This window comes from Streptomyces longispororuber, assembly GCF_024448165.1.
Lineage (GTDB): Bacteria > Actinomycetota > Actinomycetes > Streptomycetales > Streptomycetaceae > Streptomyces > Streptomyces longispororuber_A.
Map to the genome: position 1 here is coordinate 21,978 of NZ_JAMOLN010000019.1, position 17,420 is coordinate 39,397.

Below are 17,420 nucleotides of genomic sequence, written 5' to 3' on the forward strand. Positions count from 1 at the left end.
GCGCGGGTCACGGGGCGGGCGCCGCGCGGCGCGTCAGTCCCGGGAGGCCGTCCAGCCGGTCGCCTCGATCCGGGACGAGTCGGCCGGACGCGACTCGTCGAAGGCGACCTTGCGGCCGTCGTCGACCCGGATGCCGTCCACGTACGCCCCGCGTCCGACGTACAGCTGGTCCGTCGTGTACCGCCAGCGCACCCGGGCCGCCGCCGACGTGAAGCCGCCCAGGTCCGCCGTCAGCCGGTGCCAGGAGCGGCCCGCGTAGCCGTCGACGGAACCCGCCGGACGGGCCTCGGTGCGGTCCGTCGTGAACGGGAGCGGCGCCCAGCTCGCGCCGCCGTCCGTCGACACCTCCAGGTACAGGAAGTCGGAGTGCGGCTCCGTGTCCCACCACAGCGCGCACGACAGCCGGGCGTCCGGTGAGGTCAGTCGCAGGTCCGGCAGCGTCAGCGTGGCGGAGGCGGCGCTCGCCATGCCGGAGAACCACGCGGTGCGGCCGTGCGTGGGACGCACCGCGACGGCGCGCGCCATGTTGTTCGCCGTGGCGACCCGGGGAGCGGAGCCGGACCGCCAATTGCGCACGGGGTGGACCGAGTTGCCCAGCACGATGAGGAACGAGTCGGTCGTCGGGTCGAGCACCAGCGAGGTGCCCGTGAAGCCCGTGTGCCCCGCCGTGCGGGGCGTCGCCATCGCGCCCATGTACCAGTGCTGGTACAGCTCGAAGCCGAGGCCGTGCTCGTCACCGGGGAAGGCCGTGTTGAAGTCCGTGAACATCAGGTCCACCGACTTCTCGGAGAGGATCCGGGCCTTGCCGTAGATCCCGCCGTTGAGCAGCGTGCGGCCCAGGATCGCCAGGTCCCACGCGGTGGAGAAGACCCCCGCGTGGCCGGCGACACCGCCGAGCCCGAACGCGTTCTCGTCGTGCACCTCGCCCCAGACCAGGCCACGGTCGAGCCCCGACCACGGGGCGCGCGCGTCCTCGGTCGCCGCGACCTTCGGCTTCCAGGCGGCGGGCGGGTTGTAGCGGGTGCGGGTCATCCCGAGCGGTCCCGTGATCCGCTCGCGCAGCAGCACGTCGAGCGCCTTGCCCGTGAGTTCCTCCAGGACGAGCTGGAGGGAGATGAGGTTGAGGTCGGAGTAGAGGTAGGTGGTGCCCGGCGCGTTGAGCAGCTTCTCGGTCCAGATGAGCCGGATCTGGCCCTCGCGGGTGGGCTCCTTGTAGAGCGGGATCCAGGAGCGGAATCCCGAGGTGTGCGTGAGGAGTTGACGGACGGTCACGTCCTGCTTGCCCGCGCCCGCGAAGTCCGGCAGGTACGAGGCGACCGTCGCCTCCAGTTCCAGGGCGCCGCGCTCGATCTCCTGCACGGCCAGGATCGAGGTGAACAGCTTTGACACCGAGGCCAGGTCGAAGACCGTGTCCTCGGCCATGTCGATCTGCTGCTCCGGCGGGAACTCGATGCCGGTGTCCGTCGTGTCGTCGTAGTGGGAGTAGCGCACCGCCTTGCCGATCGGCTGGTGCAGCGCGACCGTGCCGCCGCGGCCCGCGAGCAGCACCGCGCCCGCGTACCAGGGGTGCTTGGGGCCGCCCGGGTAGGGGCCGAGGAACTTCTCCGCGTCGACGACCAGCTGGCGCAGGTGCCCGGCGAGCAGACCCGCACGCTCGGGGGAGCCGCGGCGCAGCGTGGGCCGCGCGCGTTCCGCCGCGGCCGCGGTCGCGGGGCCCGCGGGGAACGGGGCGAGGGCGAGCGCGCCGCCCAGTGCGAGGCCGAAGGCGCCCAGTTGGCGCCGGGTGGGTCCGCCCGTTGCCGGGTCGGGTCTGGCAGCGCTCTCCGGTCTCTCCGGCCTGTCCGCCGCTTCGGTTGTTCCGGTCATGAACGGGGCCCTCCTGAAAGTATCTTTCGGGATCTACCGCGACGGGTGAAACTTTCATGTCAGTGGTGGCCCGTGTCAACCACTTGTGCCCGTGACCGGCCCGTGAAGAATCTGACGCTGCATCAGAAAACCTCTTCCGTCGGCCGGTTCGCTGCGGCATCCTGCGCCCATGCAGACGGAGCTGAGCAAGAAACTGGGGATCGAGCACGCCGTCTTCGGCTTCACGCCGTTCCCTGCGGTGGCCGCCGCCATCAGCAGGGCCGGAGGCTTCGGCGTGCTCGGCGCGGTCCGCTACACGGCACCCGACGAACTCAAACGCGACCTGGACTGGCTGCAGGCGCACGCCGACGGCAAGCCGTACGGACTCGACGTCGTCATGCCCGCCAAGAAGGTGGAGGGCGTCTCCGAGGCCGACGTCGAGGCGATGATCCCGGAGGGCCACCGGCAGTTCGTCAAGGACACCCTCGCCCGGCACGGCGTGCCCGAACTCGCCGAGGGAGAGGCGTCCGGCTGGCGCATCACCGGCTGGATGGAACAGGTCGCCCGCAGCCAACTCGACGTCGCCTTCGACTACCCGATCAAACTCCTGGCCAACGCGCTGGGTTCACCGCCCGCCGACGTCATCGCCCGCGCCCACGACCAGGACGTCCTCGTCGCCGCGCTCGCGGGCAGCGCCCGGCACGCCCGCAAGCACGCCGACGCGGGCATCGACGTCGTCGTCGCCCAGGGCTACGAGGCCGGCGGCCACACCGGCGAGATCGCCTCCATGGTCCTCACTCCCGAGGTCGTGGAGGCCGTCGACCCGCTGCCGGTCCTCGCCGCGGGCGGCATCGGCAGCGGACAGCAGGTCGCCGCCGCGCTGGCGCTCGGCGCGCAGGGCGTATGGCTCGGTTCGGTGTGGCTGACCACGACCGAGGCCGACATGCACTCGGCGGCCCTCACCCGCAAGCTGCTCGCCGCGGGCTCCGGCGACACGGTGCGCTCACGCGCGCTGACCGGGAAGCCGGCGCGGCAGTTGCGCACGCAGTGGACGGACGCGTGGGACGACCCCGCGGGGCCCGGCACACTGCCCATGCCGTTGCAGGGGCTGCTCGTCGCCGAGGCCGTCTCGCGGATCCAGAAGTACGAGGTGGAGCCGTTGCTCGGGACGCCCGTCGGACAGATCGTCGGCCGGATGAACGAGGAGCGCAGTGTGCAAGCCGTGTTCGACGAGTTGACGCGGGGCTTCGAGCGGGCGATCGACCGGGTGAACCGGATCGCTGGGCGGGACGCGTGAGCGCCGTGGGGGCGTGCGGATGTTCGCGGCTGCGGGCCGGTGGTCCATCCCCGCGCAGTTCCCCGCGCCCCTGAAGGGCGCACTCCGTGCGCCTTCATGAGGGCGCACGGAACTGCGCGACCAGCCCCCACGACCCGCGGTCGCCCACCGGACAGAACCGGGCAGACGAGTGGACCGGACCCACAGGAGGAGAGCCGCCCCATGAGCACACCCCCGAACGGATTCTGGGCGCAGGCCACGGCCGACCCCGACCGCACGATCCTGCACGCCCCGGACGGCGAGACCTGGACGGCAGGCCGCCTGCACGCCGCCGCCAACCAACTGGTGCACGGCCTCCGCGAGGCCGGCCTCACCCGCGGCGACGCCTTCGCCGTCGTCCTCCCCAACGGCGTCGAGTTCTTCACCGCCTACCTGGCCGCCTCCCAGGCCGGCTTCTACCTCGTGCCGGTCAACCACCACCTCGTCGGCCCGGAGATCGCCTGGATCGTCGCCGACTCCGGCGCCAAGGTGCTGATCGCGCACGAACGGTTCGCCGAACAGGCGCGGGCCGCCGCCGACGAGGCGAAGCTCCCGGCCAGTCACCGGTACGCCGTCGGCACGGTCGACACCTTCCGCCCGTACGCCGAACTCCTCGACGGACAAAGCGAGTCGGCGCCGGACGACCGGACCCTCGGCTGGGTCATGAACTACACCTCCGGCACGACGGGCCGCCCGCGCGGCATCCGGCGCCCGCTGTCCGGCAAGCTGCCCGAGGAGTCCTACCTCGGCGGCTTCCTCGCCATCTTCGGCATCAAGCCCTACGACGACAACGTGCACCTCGTCTGCTCGCCGCTCTACCACACGGCCGTGCTCCAGTTCGCGGGCGCGTCGCTGCACATCGGGCACCCGCTGGTCCTCATGGACAAGTGGACGCCCGAGGAGATGCTCCGCCTCATCGACACCCACCGGGCCACGCACACCCACATGGTGCCGACCCAGTTCCACCGCCTCCTCGCGGTGCCGCAGGAGACGAAGGACCGCTACGACGTGACGTCCATGCGGCACGCCATCCACGGCGCCGCGCCCTGCCCCGACCACGTGAAGCGGGCGATGATCGACTGGTGGGGGACGTGTGTCGAGGAGTACTACGCGGCCAGTGAGGGCGGCGGCGCGTTCGCCACCGCCGAGGACTGGCTGAAGAAGCCGGGAACCGTCGGAAAGGCCTGGCCCATCAGCGAGTTGGCGGTCTTTGACGACGACGGCAACCGGCTGGCGGCCGGGCAGCTGGGCACCGTCTACCTGAAGATGAGCACGGGCGGCTTCGCGTACCACAAGGACGAGGGCAAGACGAAGAAGAACCGCATCGGCGACTTCTTCACCGTCGGCGACCTCGGCCTGATCGACGAGGACGGCTACCTCTTCCTGCGCGACCGCAAGATCGACATGATCATCTCGGGCGGGGTCAACATCTACCCCGCCGAGATCGAGTCCGCCCTCCTCACCCACCCCGCCGTCGCCGACGCCGCGGCCTTCGGAATCCCGAACGACGACTGGGGCGAGGAGGTCAAGGCCGTCGTCGAGGTCGCCGAGGGCCGGACGGCCGGGCCCGCCCTCGCCGCCGAGATCCTCGCCCACTGCGAGACACAGCTCGCCGGCTACAAACGGCCCAAGAGCGTCGACTTCATCGAGACGATACCGCGCGATCCCAACGGCAAGCTGTACAAGCGGCGGCTGCGGGACCCGTACTGGGAGGGGCGGACCCGGGTGGTGTGAGACCGCTGAGGGCTACGGGCCGGCCGGGATTCCGTCCCGGCCGGCCCGTCACCACGGCTGCCTAGCCGCGCACCCGCACCACCTTCAGTGCGGGCGACTTGCGGATGTCCTTCTCGCAGAAGCGCTCCGTGACCCACTTCTGCTGCGCGTAGAGGTGCGTCTGGTCGCTGTAGTGCGGCGAGTTCGGGTTCGACGACTGGGAGTACGTGACGAGGGTGCGCGCCACCGGGCAGCGCCCGCCGTCCCAGCCGACCGCCTGGATGTAGCTCGACCCGTGCGCGACCTCCGTGTAGCCGCCGCCCGCCGCGTCCCACACCGGCTCGACCTTGTTCCAGACGCCGAGCGACTCCGTGCCGCCGGGCACGGGGATGCGCTCACCGCCGCGCACCACGAACTGGTTCTCGCCCAGCTTCGCGTCCAACGGGACGCCCGCGGCCCTCAGTTCGGCCACCGTGTCGGCGAGCGCCGTCGCGAAGCCGGGCGCGTCCGTGGCGAGGGTGTTCGGGGTCCGGACCGGATCCGCCGCCGAGAAGGGGACCTTCCACAGCTGCGCCGCCGGCACCACCGCCGTCAGCTTCCGCCAGAACCGGTCGAAGAGCAGCGCGCCCCGGCTGCCCGTGGTCATGGTCCGGTCCCAGGAGGCGAGCGCGGTGCACGCCCCGGACACGTCGACCGCCGTGCCGTCACTCGCGGCCGCCCGGCCGCCGGGCAGTGCCGCACACGCCTTCGCGGCGTCCGCCGCCGCCAGGTCACCGGCCGGGACCCGGTTCGTGAACTGCTGCCGCTGCAGGTCCGCGACCGTCAGCGAACCCTTGCCCGCCATCGCCGCGACGTCCTCGACCGCACCCCGCGTCCGCATCGACCGCGGCGTGCCGACCGTCCCGAAGACCCGCTCGTAGCCGGTCAGCGGCCGGTCCGCGTTGGCCAGCCAGGCGCTGTCGTTGGAGTTCTCGGCGTACGGGGCGTCCTTGAGCACCGGCATCTTCGACGGTCCGAAGATGCCCGGCTGCACCGCGTCCTTGTCGCTGCCCAGCGCGCAGTCGCCGCGCGAGCCGTCGAGGACCGCGACGCCCGACGCCGGGTACGTGACCTTGCCCAGCGGCGTCGAGCAGCGGGCCGCCAGGTCGTCGGTGATCCGCGGCAGGACCTGCGACTGGGTGAACAGGGAGTGGCCGGAGGAGTCCGCCGCGATCGTGTTCACCCACGGGATGCCCTGGCTGCGGCGCAGCGACCTGAGCACGTCGTCCGTCGAGCGTGCCTTGCTGAAGCCGAGCGCGGTGTCCGAGGCGCGCAGGTTGGCCGCGTTCGGGTCGTTGAGGGCGTACGCCGCCGTCGTCGACCAGGGCAGGGGCAGGCCCGCGCCGAGCGAGGTGACCACCGGCCCGTACCGCGTCCACCACTGGGTCCGCGTCACGTCGGCGGCGCCCTTCACGGGCACGGTCACCGTCCGCTTCGTCATCCGCTCGCGCTTGCCGTCGACCAGGTAGGCGGTCGGGTCGGCCGGGTCGAGGGTGAGCTGGTGGAGGTTGAGGGTGACGCCGGTGGCGACCGTGTGGCTCCAGGCGACGTGCGCGTTGTGTCCGATGGAGATCCCGGTGGTGCCGAGCAGCGAGCCGCCCATGACGTCGAGTTCGCCGGGGATCGTCTGCTGCGACTGCCAGAAGCGGCGGCCGCCCTGCCACGGGTAGTGCGGATTGCCGAGCAGCAGGCCCCGCCCGTTCGCCGTCGTCGCGCCGCTGAACGCCACCGCGTTCGAGCCCATCGTGGAGTCGTCCTGGGAGAACAACGCCCGGGCCGCGTCCGCCAGTTCGTCCTTCGACGGCGCCTTGCCGGGCGCCGCGGGCGCCGTCGGCGGCTGGGCGGCCGTGATGCCGTCGATGCCGCGCCCCTGCCCGCCGAGCACCGAGATGGCGAACCCGCGCGCCGCCACGTCCATCGACGTGACCGGCCGCACCCAGGCCGCGCCCTTGCAGGCGGGGTCGGTGATCCGGTTCTGCTTCAGCCACGCGTTGTACCCGGCGGCCCAGCCGCGCATCGCGTCCTCGGCGTTGTCGCTCGGCCCGGCCGGCGCCGGTGTGGCGAGCAGCTTCTCCACCGTGCGCGACTCCCGTACGCCCCGGAAGTAGAGGTCGCTGGAGAGGTTCTTGGCCGCGGAGGAGAGCGAGCCGTCGGGTGCGCCGTCCGCCCCGAAGTAGCGCGACCGCTCACCGCGCACGGTCACGAACCCGTCGGCCAGCGTGCACACCTGGTCGGCGGCCTGCGCCCAGCCGGTGCCGAAGCCGAGGTTCGCGTAGTCCTTGGCGACGATGTGCGGAATGCCGTACTCGGTGTACCGGATCGTGGCGGACAGACCGCCGCCGTGCGGGCGCTCGGACCGGTCGGCGGCGGCCGACGGCAGCGCGGCGGTGGTGGCCAGCGCGGTGAACAGGGCGATCCCGGCGACCGCGAGGCGCCGTTGTCTCGGGCGGTAGCGCATCGTGCTCCCAACTGCAGTGCGGACAGGGGCGGTTGAGCGTACCAATCGGTATGTCGCCTGCCGAGGGGGCGGCGGCACCCTTCCGGGTCCGGCGTCCGGCACCTTGACCTGGCGTCCGGCACCGCACAGGATCACGCCATGACGAGGTCACAGGCAGCAGGAGCGGCAGTCAGCACCGTCGACGGAGTGCTGCGGCGCAGCGCCCGCCGCACCCCGGCGCGCGTCGCCGTCCGCTACGGGCCGCGCGCCTGGACGTACCAGGAGCTCGACGACGCGGTCTCCCGCGCGGCGGGCGCCCTGCGCGGCCTGGGCCTGGCACCGGGCGACCGGGTCGGCGCCTACGCGCACAACTCCGACGCCTACCTCATCGGCTTCCTCGCCTGCGCCCGCGCGGGCCTGGTGCACGTCCCCGTCAACCAGAACCTGACCGGCGACGACCTCGCGTACATCGTCCACCAGTCCGGCAGCGCCCTGGTGCTCGCCGACCCCGACCTGGCGGGCCGCCTCCCCGACGGCGTGCGGACCCTGCCGCTGCGCGACGCGGACGACTCGCTGCTCGCCCGCCTGGCCACCGCCGCCCCGTACGACGGGGAGCAGCCGGGCGCCGACGACCTCGTGCAGCTCCTCTACACGTCCGGGACGACGGCCCTGCCCAAGGGGGCCCGGATGACGCACCGGGCGCTCGTCCACGAGTACGTCAGCGCGATCCACGCGCTCGACCTGAAGGAGACGGACCGCCCGGTCCACTCGCTGCCGCTGTACCACTCGGCGCAGATGCACGTGTTCCTGCTGCCCTACCTCGCGGTCGGCGCCATGAACACGGTCCTGGACGCGCCGGACGCCGCCCGGATCTTCGACCTCGTCGAGGCGGGCGAGGCCGACAGCCTGTTCGCGCCGCCCACCGTCTGGATCGGCCTCTCCCAGCACCCGGACTTCGCCACCCGCGACCTCGGCGGACTGCGCAAGGCGTACTACGGCGCCTCGATCATGCCCGTGCCGGTCCTGGAGCGGCTGCGCGAGCGGCTGCCCGCGCTCGCCTTCTACAACTGCTTCGGCCAGAGCGAGATCGGCCCCCTCGCCACCGTCCTCGGACCCGACGAGCACGAGGGGCGGATGGACTCCTGCGGGCGGCCCGTCCTCTTCGTCGAGGCGAAGGTCGTCGACGACGACGGCAAGGACGTGCCCGACGGCACGCCCGGCGAGGTCGTCTACCGGTCCCCGCAGCTGTGCGACGGCTACTGGGACAAGCCGGAGGAGTCCGAACTGGCCTTCCGGGACGGCTGGTTCAGGTCCGGCGACCTCGCGGTGCGCGACAGCGAGGGTTACTTCACCGTGGTCGACCGGGTGAAGGACGTCATCAACTCCGGTGGCGTACTGGTCGCTTCGCGGCAGGTGGAGGACGCCCTCTACACGCACCCGGCCGTCGCCGAGACCGCCGTGATCGGGCTGCCCGACGAGCGCTGGATCGAGGCCGTCACCGCTGTCGTCGTCCGCTCGGGCGACGTCACCGAGGACGAACTCGTCGCGCACGCGCGCGAGAAGCTCGCCCACTTCAAGGCGCCCAAGCGGGTCGTCTTCGTGGACGAGCTGCCGCGCAACGCGAGCGGGAAGATCCTCAAGCGCGAGCTCAGGGACCGGTTCGCCGGCTGACGTGCCCGGTCACGGGGTCCGGTCGCGCAGGTCCATGATCCGCTTGATCTTGCCGACCGAGCGCTCCAGGGTCTCCGGGTCGACGATCTCGACGCCCACCGTGACCCCGACCCCGTCCTTCATCCCCGCCGCGATGGCCCGCGCCGCCGCGTCCCGCTCCTCGCGGGTCGCGTCCGGACGGGCCTCCGCACGGACCGTGAGCGCGTCCATCCGGCCCTCGCGGGTCAGCCGCAGCTGGAAGTGCGGCGCCACCCCCGGCGTGCGCAGCACGATCTCCTCGACCTGCGTGGGGAAGAGGTTCACCCCGCGCAGGATCACCATGTCGTCACTGCGCCCGGTGAGCTTCTCGATCCGGCGGAAGGCGGGCCGCGCCGTGCCGGGCAGCAGCCGCGTCAGGTCCTTCGTCCGATAGCGGATCACCGGCATCGCCTGCTTGGTCAGCGAGGTGAAGACCAGTTCGCCATGAGCCCCGTCCGGCAGCACCTCGCCGGTGAGCGGATCGACGACCTCGGGGTAGAAGTGGTCCTCCCAGACGTGCAGTCCGTCCTTGGTCTCCACGCACTCCTGCGCGACGCCCGGGCCGACGACCTCCGACAGGCCGTAGATGTCGACCGCGTCGATCCCGCAGCGCTCCTCGATCTCCCGGCGCATCTCCTGCGTCCACGGCTCCGCGCCGAAGATCCCCACCTCGAGGGACGTGGAGCGGGGGTCCACGCCCTGGCGCTCGAACTCGTCCAGCAGCGTCAGCATGTACGACGGGGTCACCATGATGACCCGGGGCTTCAGGTCCTGGATCAGCCGGACCTGGCGGGCGGTCATGCCACCGGACGCGGGCACCACGGTGCAGCCGAGCCGCTCCGCCCCGTAGTGCGCGCCGAGACCACCCGTGAACAGGCCGTACCCGTACGCCACGTGGACCGTGTCGCCGGGCCTGCCGCCCGCCGCGCGGATCGCCCGCGCCACCATGTCCGCCCACATCGACAGATCGGCCTCGGTGTACCCGACGACGGTCGGCAGCCCTGTCGTGCCGCTCGACGCGTGCAGCCGGCGGACCTCGGAACGGTCCACGGCGAACATCCCGAACGGGTAGTTGTCGCGCAGGTCCGCCTTGGTCGTGAACGGGAACCGGGCGAGGTCCTCCAAGGTCGCGCAGTCCTCGGGCCGCACCCCGGCCTTGTCGAACGCGTCCCGGTAGAAGGGCACCCGCTCGTACACCCGGTGCAGGGTCTCGCGCAGCCGCTCCAGTTGCAGCGCCCGCAGCTCCGGCGCGCTCAGCCGCTCGCCCTGGTCCCACCATTCCGTCATCGAAACGCACTCCCGACCGATCATTCGGTTGATTTGCTGGCGCCAGTAACGCAAGGCAGGACTGCCCACGTCAAGGGATGTGCCGCAAACGCGTTGCCCTCGTGACGGCGGGCCTGTGAGGATCACGGCATGTTCACGTTCACCGCGCCCGACGGCACCGCCCTCGCCTGTCACGTCCGGGGCTCAGGGCCGCCGCTGGTGTGCCTGCCCGGCGGACCGATGCGCGCGTCCGAGTACCTCGGGGACCTGGGCGGACTCACCGCACACCGCACCCTGCACCTCCTCGACCTGCGCGGCACGGGGGAGTCCGCGGTCCCGGCCGACGAGGCGACGTACCGCTGCGACCGGCAGGTCGACGACGTCGAGGCGCTCCGGATCCGGCTGGGCCTGGAGCGGATGGACGTCCTCGCCCACTCCGCCGGCGGCAACCTCGCCGCGCAGTACGCGGCCCGGCACCCGGAGCGGATCGGCCGCCTCGTCCAGGTCACCTCCCCGCAGCGGGCCCTCGGATGCGCGGCGAGCGCACAGGACCGCAGGGACGCGGCCGCCCTGCGGTCGCACGAACCGTGGTTCGCCGCGGCGTACGCCGAGTACGAGAAGCTCCTCGCCGGCCGCGACGATGCAACCTATCTGTACGACGCGTTCTTCTACGGGCGGTGGGACGAGCGGGCGCAGGCGCACGCCGCCCGCACCGACGCGCAGACCAACGAGCGGGCCGAGGCGGTCTTCGCGTCCGAGGGCGCCTTCGACCCGCCCGCGACCCGCGCCGCCCTCGCCCGCCTCGTCGCACCCGCCCTGCTGCTCGCCGGGGAGCTGGACGGCGGACCGAACCCCGAACTGGTGCGGCGCACCGCGGAGTTCTACCCGCGCGGTCAGGTCGTCGTCCTGCCGGGCGCCGCGCACTACCCCTGGCTCGACGACGCGGAGTCCTTCGTGGCCGCGGTGGAGGGGTTCCTCGCGGCGGAGTCCTGATCCGGCTCGTCGGAGGCGGCGGCCAGCTCCGCCGCCCTGATGGTGAGGTGGTGCCGCTCCGGCAGGCTCGCCGTGCGGGCGGCCGCCGCCCGGTAGTCGGCGATCGCACCGTCCAGGTCACCGGCGAGCTGCCGCAGTTGGGCGCGGACCGCGAACAGCCGGTGGTGCGCGGCGAGCCGGGGATCCGCCGCCAGGACCCGCACCGCGTCCAGGCCCGCGCCGGGACCGTGCACCATCGCCGTGGCGACCGCCCGGTTCAGGGCCACGAACGGATTCGGCGCGATGCCCTCCAGGACCCCGTACAGCGCGAGGATCTGCGGCCAGTCCGTGCGCTCCGCGCTCTGCGCCTCGTCGTGCACCGCCGCGATCGCGGCCTGCACCTGGTACGGGCCGACGGGCCCGCGCGGCAGGGCCGCCGTGATCAGGGCGACGCCCTCGTCGATCGCCGCCGCGTCCCACCGCGAGCGGTCCTGGTCGGCCAGCGGGACCAGCTCGCCGTCCGGCCCGGTGCGGGCCGCGCTGCGGGCGTGCGTGAGCAGCATGAGCGCGAGCAGCCCGGTCACCTCGCTGTCGTCGGGCAGCAGCCGGTGCACGGCGCGGGTCAGCCGGATCGCCTCCCGCGACAGCTCCACGTGCTGCAGGGCGGGGCCCTCCGTGGTCGCGTACCCCTCGTTGAAGATCAGGTACAGCACGTGCAGGACGGCCGCGAGCCGCTCGGGCCACTCGTCGGCGCCGGGCATGGCGAAGGGGGCGCCCGACGCCTTGATGCGGGCCTTGGCCCGGCTGATGCGCTGCCCCATCGTCGCCTCGGGCACCATGAACGCCCGCGCGATCCCCGGGGTCGTCAGACCGCCCACGCAACGCAGCGTCAGCGCGATCGCCGACGCGGCACTGAGCGCCGGGTGGCAGGACAGGAACAGCAGCGTCAGGGTCTCGTCCCGGCCCGCCGGGTCGTCCGCGTCGGCGGCCGGCGCCGTCCGCAGGTCACCCGGCGTGCGCGCGACGACCAGGTCCTCCCGGCGCCGCCGCGCCTGCTCGCCGCGGACGGCCTCCGTCATCCGCCGCTGCGCCACCGTGATCAGCCAGCCGCGGGGCCGGTCCGGCACGCCCTCGTGCGGCCACTGCCGCAGGGCCGCGAGGAGCGCCTCCTGCACGGCGTCCTCCGCGGCGTCGAAGTCGCCGAAGCGGCGGGTGAGCACGCCGACGACCTGCGGCGCGAGCGTGCGCAGCAGGTCGTCGAAGGAACCCTCGATGTGGTGGGGCAGCGGTCACAGCTCCTGGGGCGGCGCGGACATCACCTGACGCACCTCGATGGGCATGTTCAGCGGGCGGCCGCCGGGACCGGGCGCCGCCGACACCTGCGCGGCCAGCTCCACGGCCCGCTCCTCGCTCGCGCAGTCCACGATCCAGTACCCCGCGAGGAACTCCTTCGTCTCCGGGAACGGCCCCTCGGTGATCACCGGAGCACCCTGGCCGCCGGCCCGCACGATCCGTGCGGTGTCGGGCATCGCGAGACCCTGCGCGTCGACGAACTCGCCGTTCTTCTCCAGCGTCGCGTTCGTCTCGCCCATGAACGCGATGTGCGCCTTGAGCTCGTCGGGCGACCAGCTGTCGATCGGCGGGACCTCGTCGTGCTGGGCGGCGCTGAACTGCATCAACAGCATGTACTTCATGGTGTTCTCCTCAAGGTCGGTGCCCGCTTCTCGCCGGCTCTCACGAGGAGGTAGAAGCCGATGCCGCGCTTTCGACATCGCCGAGCGGATTCCCCGGAAAAAGTTAGCGGGACTTCGGGCCGGCCGCCTCCAGAACGTACGGCGTGGTCGTCCCGAGGGCCTCGAACCCCAGCCGCCGCAGGATCGGCCGGCTGAAGGAGGACGCGTCGACGTGCACGTACGAGACGCCGCGCTCGGCGGCGATCCGCACCCGGAACGCGACGAGCGCCCGGTAGATGCCGCGCCCGCGCCACGCGGGGACCGTGCCGCCGCCCCACAGGCTCGCGAAGTCCGTGCCGGGATGCAGTTCGAGGCGGGCCGCGCTGACCGGCTCGTCGCCGTGCAGGGCGACCACGGCGGGCACGGTCGACGGGTCGTGCGCGAGCTGCCGGCGCACCTGGTGCCCGATCGAGGACCGGCCGCCGTCGAAGGCCAGGTCGTGCACCCGCTCGACCAGCTCGACCTGTGCCTCGTCCGTCACGGGCAGCAGCCGGACGCCGTCCGGCGGGTCCACGTCCATGGGCACCCGCGCCGTCTCCGCGACAAGGAGCGTCTCCGTCTCCTCCGCCACGAACCCGGCGGCGAGCAGCCGCGCGGGCAGATCCGCGGGCCGGTCGTGCCCGTACGTCTTCCACTCCATCTCGACCCCGCGCTCGCGGGCGAACCGCACCTGCTCGGCGACGGCCGCGTCCACGGTGTGCTCGTCGAGGTCCGACCACAGCACCCCGTTCCACCCGGCCGGCGGTCCGGTCTGCCGCACCACGTCGCCCACCCGCTCGACCCGGGCGCCCGGTTCGTCGGGTCGCGCCTCGCGCCGCAGCTGCCGGTCGAACAGGTTCAGCACCGCTTCTTGATCCATCGGGTCACTCCAGCAGGGGCCCGCCCGGGCGGCAACCGGATTAGGGTGCCGGGCATGCCTCCGACACCCTCATCGGCGCGCCGGTTCTACGACGAGCTGGCCCCCGACTACCACCGGATCTTCCCGGACTGGGACACGAGCATGGCCCGGCAGGCGCGCGCCCTCGACGCGCTGCTCGGCGCGGGCCCCCGCCGGATCCTGGACTGCGCCTGCGGCATCGGCACCCAGGCGATCGGTCTCGCGCTGCGCGGCCACGACGTCACCGGCACCGACCTGAGCCCGGTCGCGGCGGCCCGCGCCACCGCGGAGGCGGCCGCACGCGGGGCGCGTCTGCCGACGGCTGCGGCGGACATGCGGGCCCTGCCCTTCGCGCCGGACACCTTCGACGTGGTGCTGTGCGCCGACAACTCCCTGCCGCACCTGCTCACCGCCGCCGATGTGCGCACGGCCCTGACCGGCATGCGCCGCCTGCTCCACGACGAGGGTCTGCTCGTGCTCACGGTCCGCGACTACGACGAACTCCGCCGCACCCGCCCCGCCGCCACGCCCCCGCAGCTCTCGGCCGGGCCCGACGCCGACGGGACCATCACCTTCCAGCTCTGGGACTGGCACGACGACGGCGAACGCTACGACCTGCGCCACTTCCAGCTGCTGCCCGACGGCCAGGAGTGGCGGGTGCGGGAGCGGCGCACGACCTCCTGGGCGCTGACCGGGCAGCAGCTGACGGACCTGGCGGCGGAGGCGGGCCTCACCGACATCACCTGGCACTCCCCGGAGACGACCGGCTTCTACCAGCCGATCCTCACCGCCCGCCGCACCGCGCGCTAGGCACTCGCGGGCTTCGCCGAGTCGGCCGCCACCGACCGCGCCCACCGGTAGTCCGCCTTGCCGCTGGGCGAGCGCTGGATGTGGTCCGCGACCACGAGCTGGCGGGGGATCTTGTAGCCCGCCAGGTGCGGGCGGCAGTGGACCTGGACGGCGTCAAGGGTCAAGTCGGGCGCGCCGTCCCTGAGTTGGACGACGGCCGCCACGTGGTTGCCCCACTTCGGGTCGGGGACGCCGGCGACCAGCGCGTCGTAGATGTCCGGATGCGACTTGAGGGCCTGCTCGACCTCCTCCGGATACACCTTCTCGCCGCCCGTGTTGATGCACTGCGAGCCCCGGCCGAGCACCGTGACGATGCCCTCCGCGTCGACCGTCGCCATGTCGCCGAGCAGCACCCACCGCTCGTCGCCCTTCTGGAAGAACGTCTCGGCGGTCTTCTTCGGGTCGTTGTAGTAGCCGAGCGGTACGTGGCCGCGCTGCGCGATCCGCCCCACCTCACCGACGGCGACCGGCTCGTACGTCGCCGGATCCACCACCTGCGTACGGGCGTTGACCCGGAGCCGGAAGCCCTGGCCCGCGCCGGAGTCGTCCGTCGCCGTGCCGTTGAAGCCGGACTCGGACGAGCCGAAGTTGTTGAGCAGCATCACGGTCGGCACCAGGGCCTGGAACTGGGCGCGCACCGTGTCCGACATGATCGCCCCCGACGACGACACACTGAACATCGACGAGCAGTCCGTGCCCTGCAGCGGGCCGCTGAGGGCGTCGATCAGCGGGCGCAGCATCGCGTCGCCCACCAGCGACATGCTCGTCACCTTCTCCTTCTCGATCGTGCGCAGCACCTCCTCCGGCACGAACTTCCGGTGGATGACGATGCGTTGACCGAAGTTGAAGCCGATGAAGGCCGTCAGCGTGGAGGTGCCGTGCATCAGCGGGGGAGTGGGGAAGAACGTGATGCCGTCGCCGCCCGCGGCCACCCGCTCCGCCAGCTCCTCGGGCCGCGCCACCGGCTCGCCCGTCGGCGCGCCACCGCCCAGCCCCGAGAAGAACAGGTCCTCCTGACGCCACATCACGCCCTTGGGCATGCCCGTCGTGCCGCCGGTGTAGATGATGAACTGGTCGTCCGCCGAGCGCCGCGCGAAGCCGCGCTCCGGCGACGAGGTCGCCTCCGCCTCGGTGAAGTCCACGGCCTTGAGCGGCGGCGCACCCGCCGGCGGGGTTCCCACCCGCACCAGGTGCCGCAGCTTCTCCGTGCGCGGCAGTGCCGCCGCCACGCGCTCGGTGAACTCCGCGTCGAAGACCAGCGCGGCGAGATCCGCGTCCTGGTAGAGGTAGATCAACTCCTCTTCCACGTAGCGGTAGTTGACGTTGACCGGGACGACCCGCGCCTTGAGGCAGGCGAGCACCGTCTGGAGGTACTCGACGCCGTTGTACAGGTGCAGCCCCAGGTGCTCGCCCGGGCGCAGTCCGCTGTCGACGAGGTGGTGCGCGATGCGGTTCGCCGCAGCGTCCAGTTCCGCGTACGTCAGCCGGCGCTCCGCCCCCGTGCCGGGATGGTCGACGTAGACGAGCGCCTCGCGGTCGGGGACCACGTCGACGACCGACTCGAACAGGTCGGCAAGGTTGTACTCCACCGCTCCTCCTGACCCAGGCCGCATCTCGTGTGGCCGTCATCAGAGCAGAGACGGGGGGAAGGCGGAAGGGCCTCCGCACAAGAAATCTGACTGAGTGTCAGAAAACTCTTGAACTGGTCGGTCCCCTCCTGCAACCTGTTCCGGGTCCGAGCTCCGGCCGACTGGAGGACAGCCATGGGTGGGACCGAACATCTCGACGTGCGCCGCGAGGGCGCGACGCTCGTGCTCACGCTCAACCGGCCCGAGGCCAAGAACGCGCTGTCCCTGCCGATGCTGGTCGGCCTGTACGACGGGTGGCTGGAGGCCGACGCCGACGACACGATCCGCTCGGTGGTGCTCACCGGGGCGGGCGGCGTGTTCTGCGCGGGCATGGACCTCAAGGCCCTGGCCGGGAAGGGCATGGCGGGCGAGCACTACCGGGACCGTCTCAAGGCGGACCCCGATCTGCACTGGAAGGCGATGCTGCGCCACCACCGGCCCCGCAAGCCCGTCGTCGCGGCGGTCGAGGGGCACTGCGTGGCCGGCGGCACGGAGATCCTGCAGGGCACGGACATCCGGGTGGCGGGGGAGTCGGCGACGTTCGGCCTCTTCGAGGTGAAGCGCGGACTGTTCCCCATCGGCGGCTCGACCGTGCGGCTGCCCCGGCAGATCGCACGGACCCACGCCCTGGAGATGCTGCTGACCGGGCGGCCCTACGCGGCGCCGGAGGCGGCGGCGATCGGGCTCGTCGGGCGCGTGGTGCCCGACGGCACGGCGCTGGACGCCGCCCTGGAGATCGCCGAACGGATCAACGCGTGCGGCCCGTTGGCCGTCGAGGCCGTGAAGGCGTCGGTGTACGAGACCGCCGAGATGACCGAGACGGACGGGCTGGCGGCGGAGCTGAAGCGGGGGTGGCCGATCTTCGACACGGCCGATGCGAAGGAAGGGGCTCGTGCGTTCGCGGAGCGGCGGGAGCCTGTGTTCCGGCGGGAGTGAGGGTGCCGTCCGGCGGGGTTCCGGGGGCGTCTGCGGGTGCGTGGGGGCTGGTCGCGCAGTTCCCCGCGCCCCTGAGATGCACACCCTCCGGGTGGCATCTCCCGGCGCGGCCGGCCCCCAC

The 17,420-nt window shown here is 72.6% G+C and carries 13 protein-coding genes; 6 read left to right on the plus strand and 7 right to left on the minus strand.

Annotation, left to right across the window (positions count from 1 at the left end):
• Positions 1-33: 33 nt before the first annotated feature.
• Positions 34-1,866 (minus strand): serine hydrolase, encoded by a 1,833-nt coding sequence (locus M4J07_RS08005; RefSeq protein WP_255968883.1) that lies wholly within the window; start codon positions 1,864-1,866, stop codon positions 34-36.
• Between the two features lie 169 nt (positions 1,867-2,035).
• Here M4J07_RS08005 and M4J07_RS08010 point away from each other — a divergent pair, with 169 nt between their 5' ends.
• Together M4J07_RS08010 and M4J07_RS08015 are read left to right on the plus strand one after the other, a co-directional pair.
• Positions 2,036-3,142: an NAD(P)H-dependent flavin oxidoreductase gene (locus M4J07_RS08010; protein WP_255968886.1), complete on the plus strand. Its 1,107-nt coding sequence runs from the start codon at positions 2,036-2,038 to the stop codon at positions 3,140-3,142.
• A 201-nt stretch (positions 3,143-3,343) separates the two neighbouring features.
• Positions 3,344-4,894, plus strand: coding sequence for an acyl-CoA synthetase (locus M4J07_RS08015; RefSeq protein WP_255968888.1), 1,551 nt, complete (start codon positions 3,344-3,346; stop codon positions 4,892-4,894).
• 61 nt (positions 4,895-4,955) lie between these two features.
• Here M4J07_RS08015 and M4J07_RS08020 read toward each other — a convergent pair whose 3' ends face one another.
• The gene (locus M4J07_RS08020) at positions 4,956-7,370 is read right to left on the minus strand and encodes a penicillin acylase family protein (protein WP_255968890.1); all 2,415 of its coding nucleotides are present in this window, start codon (positions 7,368-7,370) and stop codon (positions 4,956-4,958) included.
• A gap of 138 nt (positions 7,371-7,508) precedes the next feature.
• Here M4J07_RS08020 and M4J07_RS08025 point away from each other — a divergent pair, with 138 nt between their 5' ends.
• Positions 7,509-9,020 (plus strand): acyl-CoA synthetase, encoded by a 1,512-nt coding sequence (locus M4J07_RS08025; protein WP_255968892.1) that lies wholly within the window; start codon positions 7,509-7,511, stop codon positions 9,018-9,020.
• Positions 9,021-9,029: 9 nt separating this feature from the next.
• Here the strand turns inward: M4J07_RS08025 and paaK are convergent, their stop codons facing one another.
• Positions 9,030-10,325: a phenylacetate--CoA ligase PaaK gene (paaK, locus tag M4J07_RS08030; protein ID WP_255968894.1), complete on the minus strand. Its 1,296-nt coding sequence runs from the start codon at positions 10,323-10,325 to the stop codon at positions 9,030-9,032.
• Between the two features lie 129 nt (positions 10,326-10,454).
• Between paaK and M4J07_RS08035 the strand changes: the two genes are divergently transcribed.
• Entirely contained in the window at positions 10,455-11,297 is an 843-nt protein-coding gene (locus M4J07_RS08035; protein WP_255968897.1) for an alpha/beta fold hydrolase, read from the plus strand.
• On the opposite strand, the gene M4J07_RS08040 is transcribed toward M4J07_RS08035, so the two are convergent.
• The 3 genes from M4J07_RS08040 to M4J07_RS08050 all read right to left on the minus strand — a co-directional run bounded on the left by M4J07_RS08040 (position 11,228) and on the right by M4J07_RS08050 (position 13,868).
• Positions 11,228-12,550 (minus strand): RNA polymerase sigma factor, encoded by a 1,323-nt coding sequence (locus M4J07_RS08040; protein ID WP_308284740.1) that lies wholly within the window; start codon positions 12,548-12,550, stop codon positions 11,228-11,230. The genes M4J07_RS08035 and M4J07_RS08040 overlap by 70 nt on opposite strands.
• 15 nt (positions 12,551-12,565) lie before the next feature.
• Complete coding sequence (locus M4J07_RS08045) at positions 12,566-12,970, minus strand: YciI family protein (protein WP_255968901.1); 405 nt, start codon at positions 12,968-12,970, stop codon at positions 12,566-12,568.
• A 103-nt stretch (positions 12,971-13,073) separates the two neighbouring features.
• Positions 13,074-13,868: a GNAT family N-acetyltransferase gene (locus M4J07_RS08050; protein WP_255968903.1), complete on the minus strand. Its 795-nt coding sequence runs from the start codon at positions 13,866-13,868 to the stop codon at positions 13,074-13,076.
• 54 nt (positions 13,869-13,922) lie between these two features.
• On the opposite strand from M4J07_RS08050, the gene M4J07_RS08055 reads away from it, so the two are divergent.
• The gene (locus tag M4J07_RS08055; protein WP_255968905.1) at positions 13,923-14,696 is read left to right on the plus strand and encodes a class I SAM-dependent methyltransferase; all 774 of its coding nucleotides are present in this window, start codon (positions 13,923-13,925) and stop codon (positions 14,694-14,696) included.
• On the opposite strand, the gene M4J07_RS08060 is transcribed toward M4J07_RS08055, so the two are convergent.
• Complete coding sequence (locus M4J07_RS08060) at positions 14,693-16,324, minus strand: acyl-CoA synthetase (RefSeq protein WP_255968907.1); 1,632 nt, start codon at positions 16,322-16,324, stop codon at positions 14,693-14,695. The genes M4J07_RS08055 and M4J07_RS08060 overlap by 4 nt on opposite strands.
• A 174-nt stretch (positions 16,325-16,498) precedes the next feature.
• Between M4J07_RS08060 and M4J07_RS08065 the strand changes: the two genes are divergently transcribed.
• Positions 16,499-17,299 (plus strand): crotonase/enoyl-CoA hydratase family protein, encoded by an 801-nt coding sequence (locus M4J07_RS08065; RefSeq protein WP_255968910.1) that lies wholly within the window; start codon positions 16,499-16,501, stop codon positions 17,297-17,299.
• Positions 17,300-17,420: the final 121 nt, after the last annotated feature.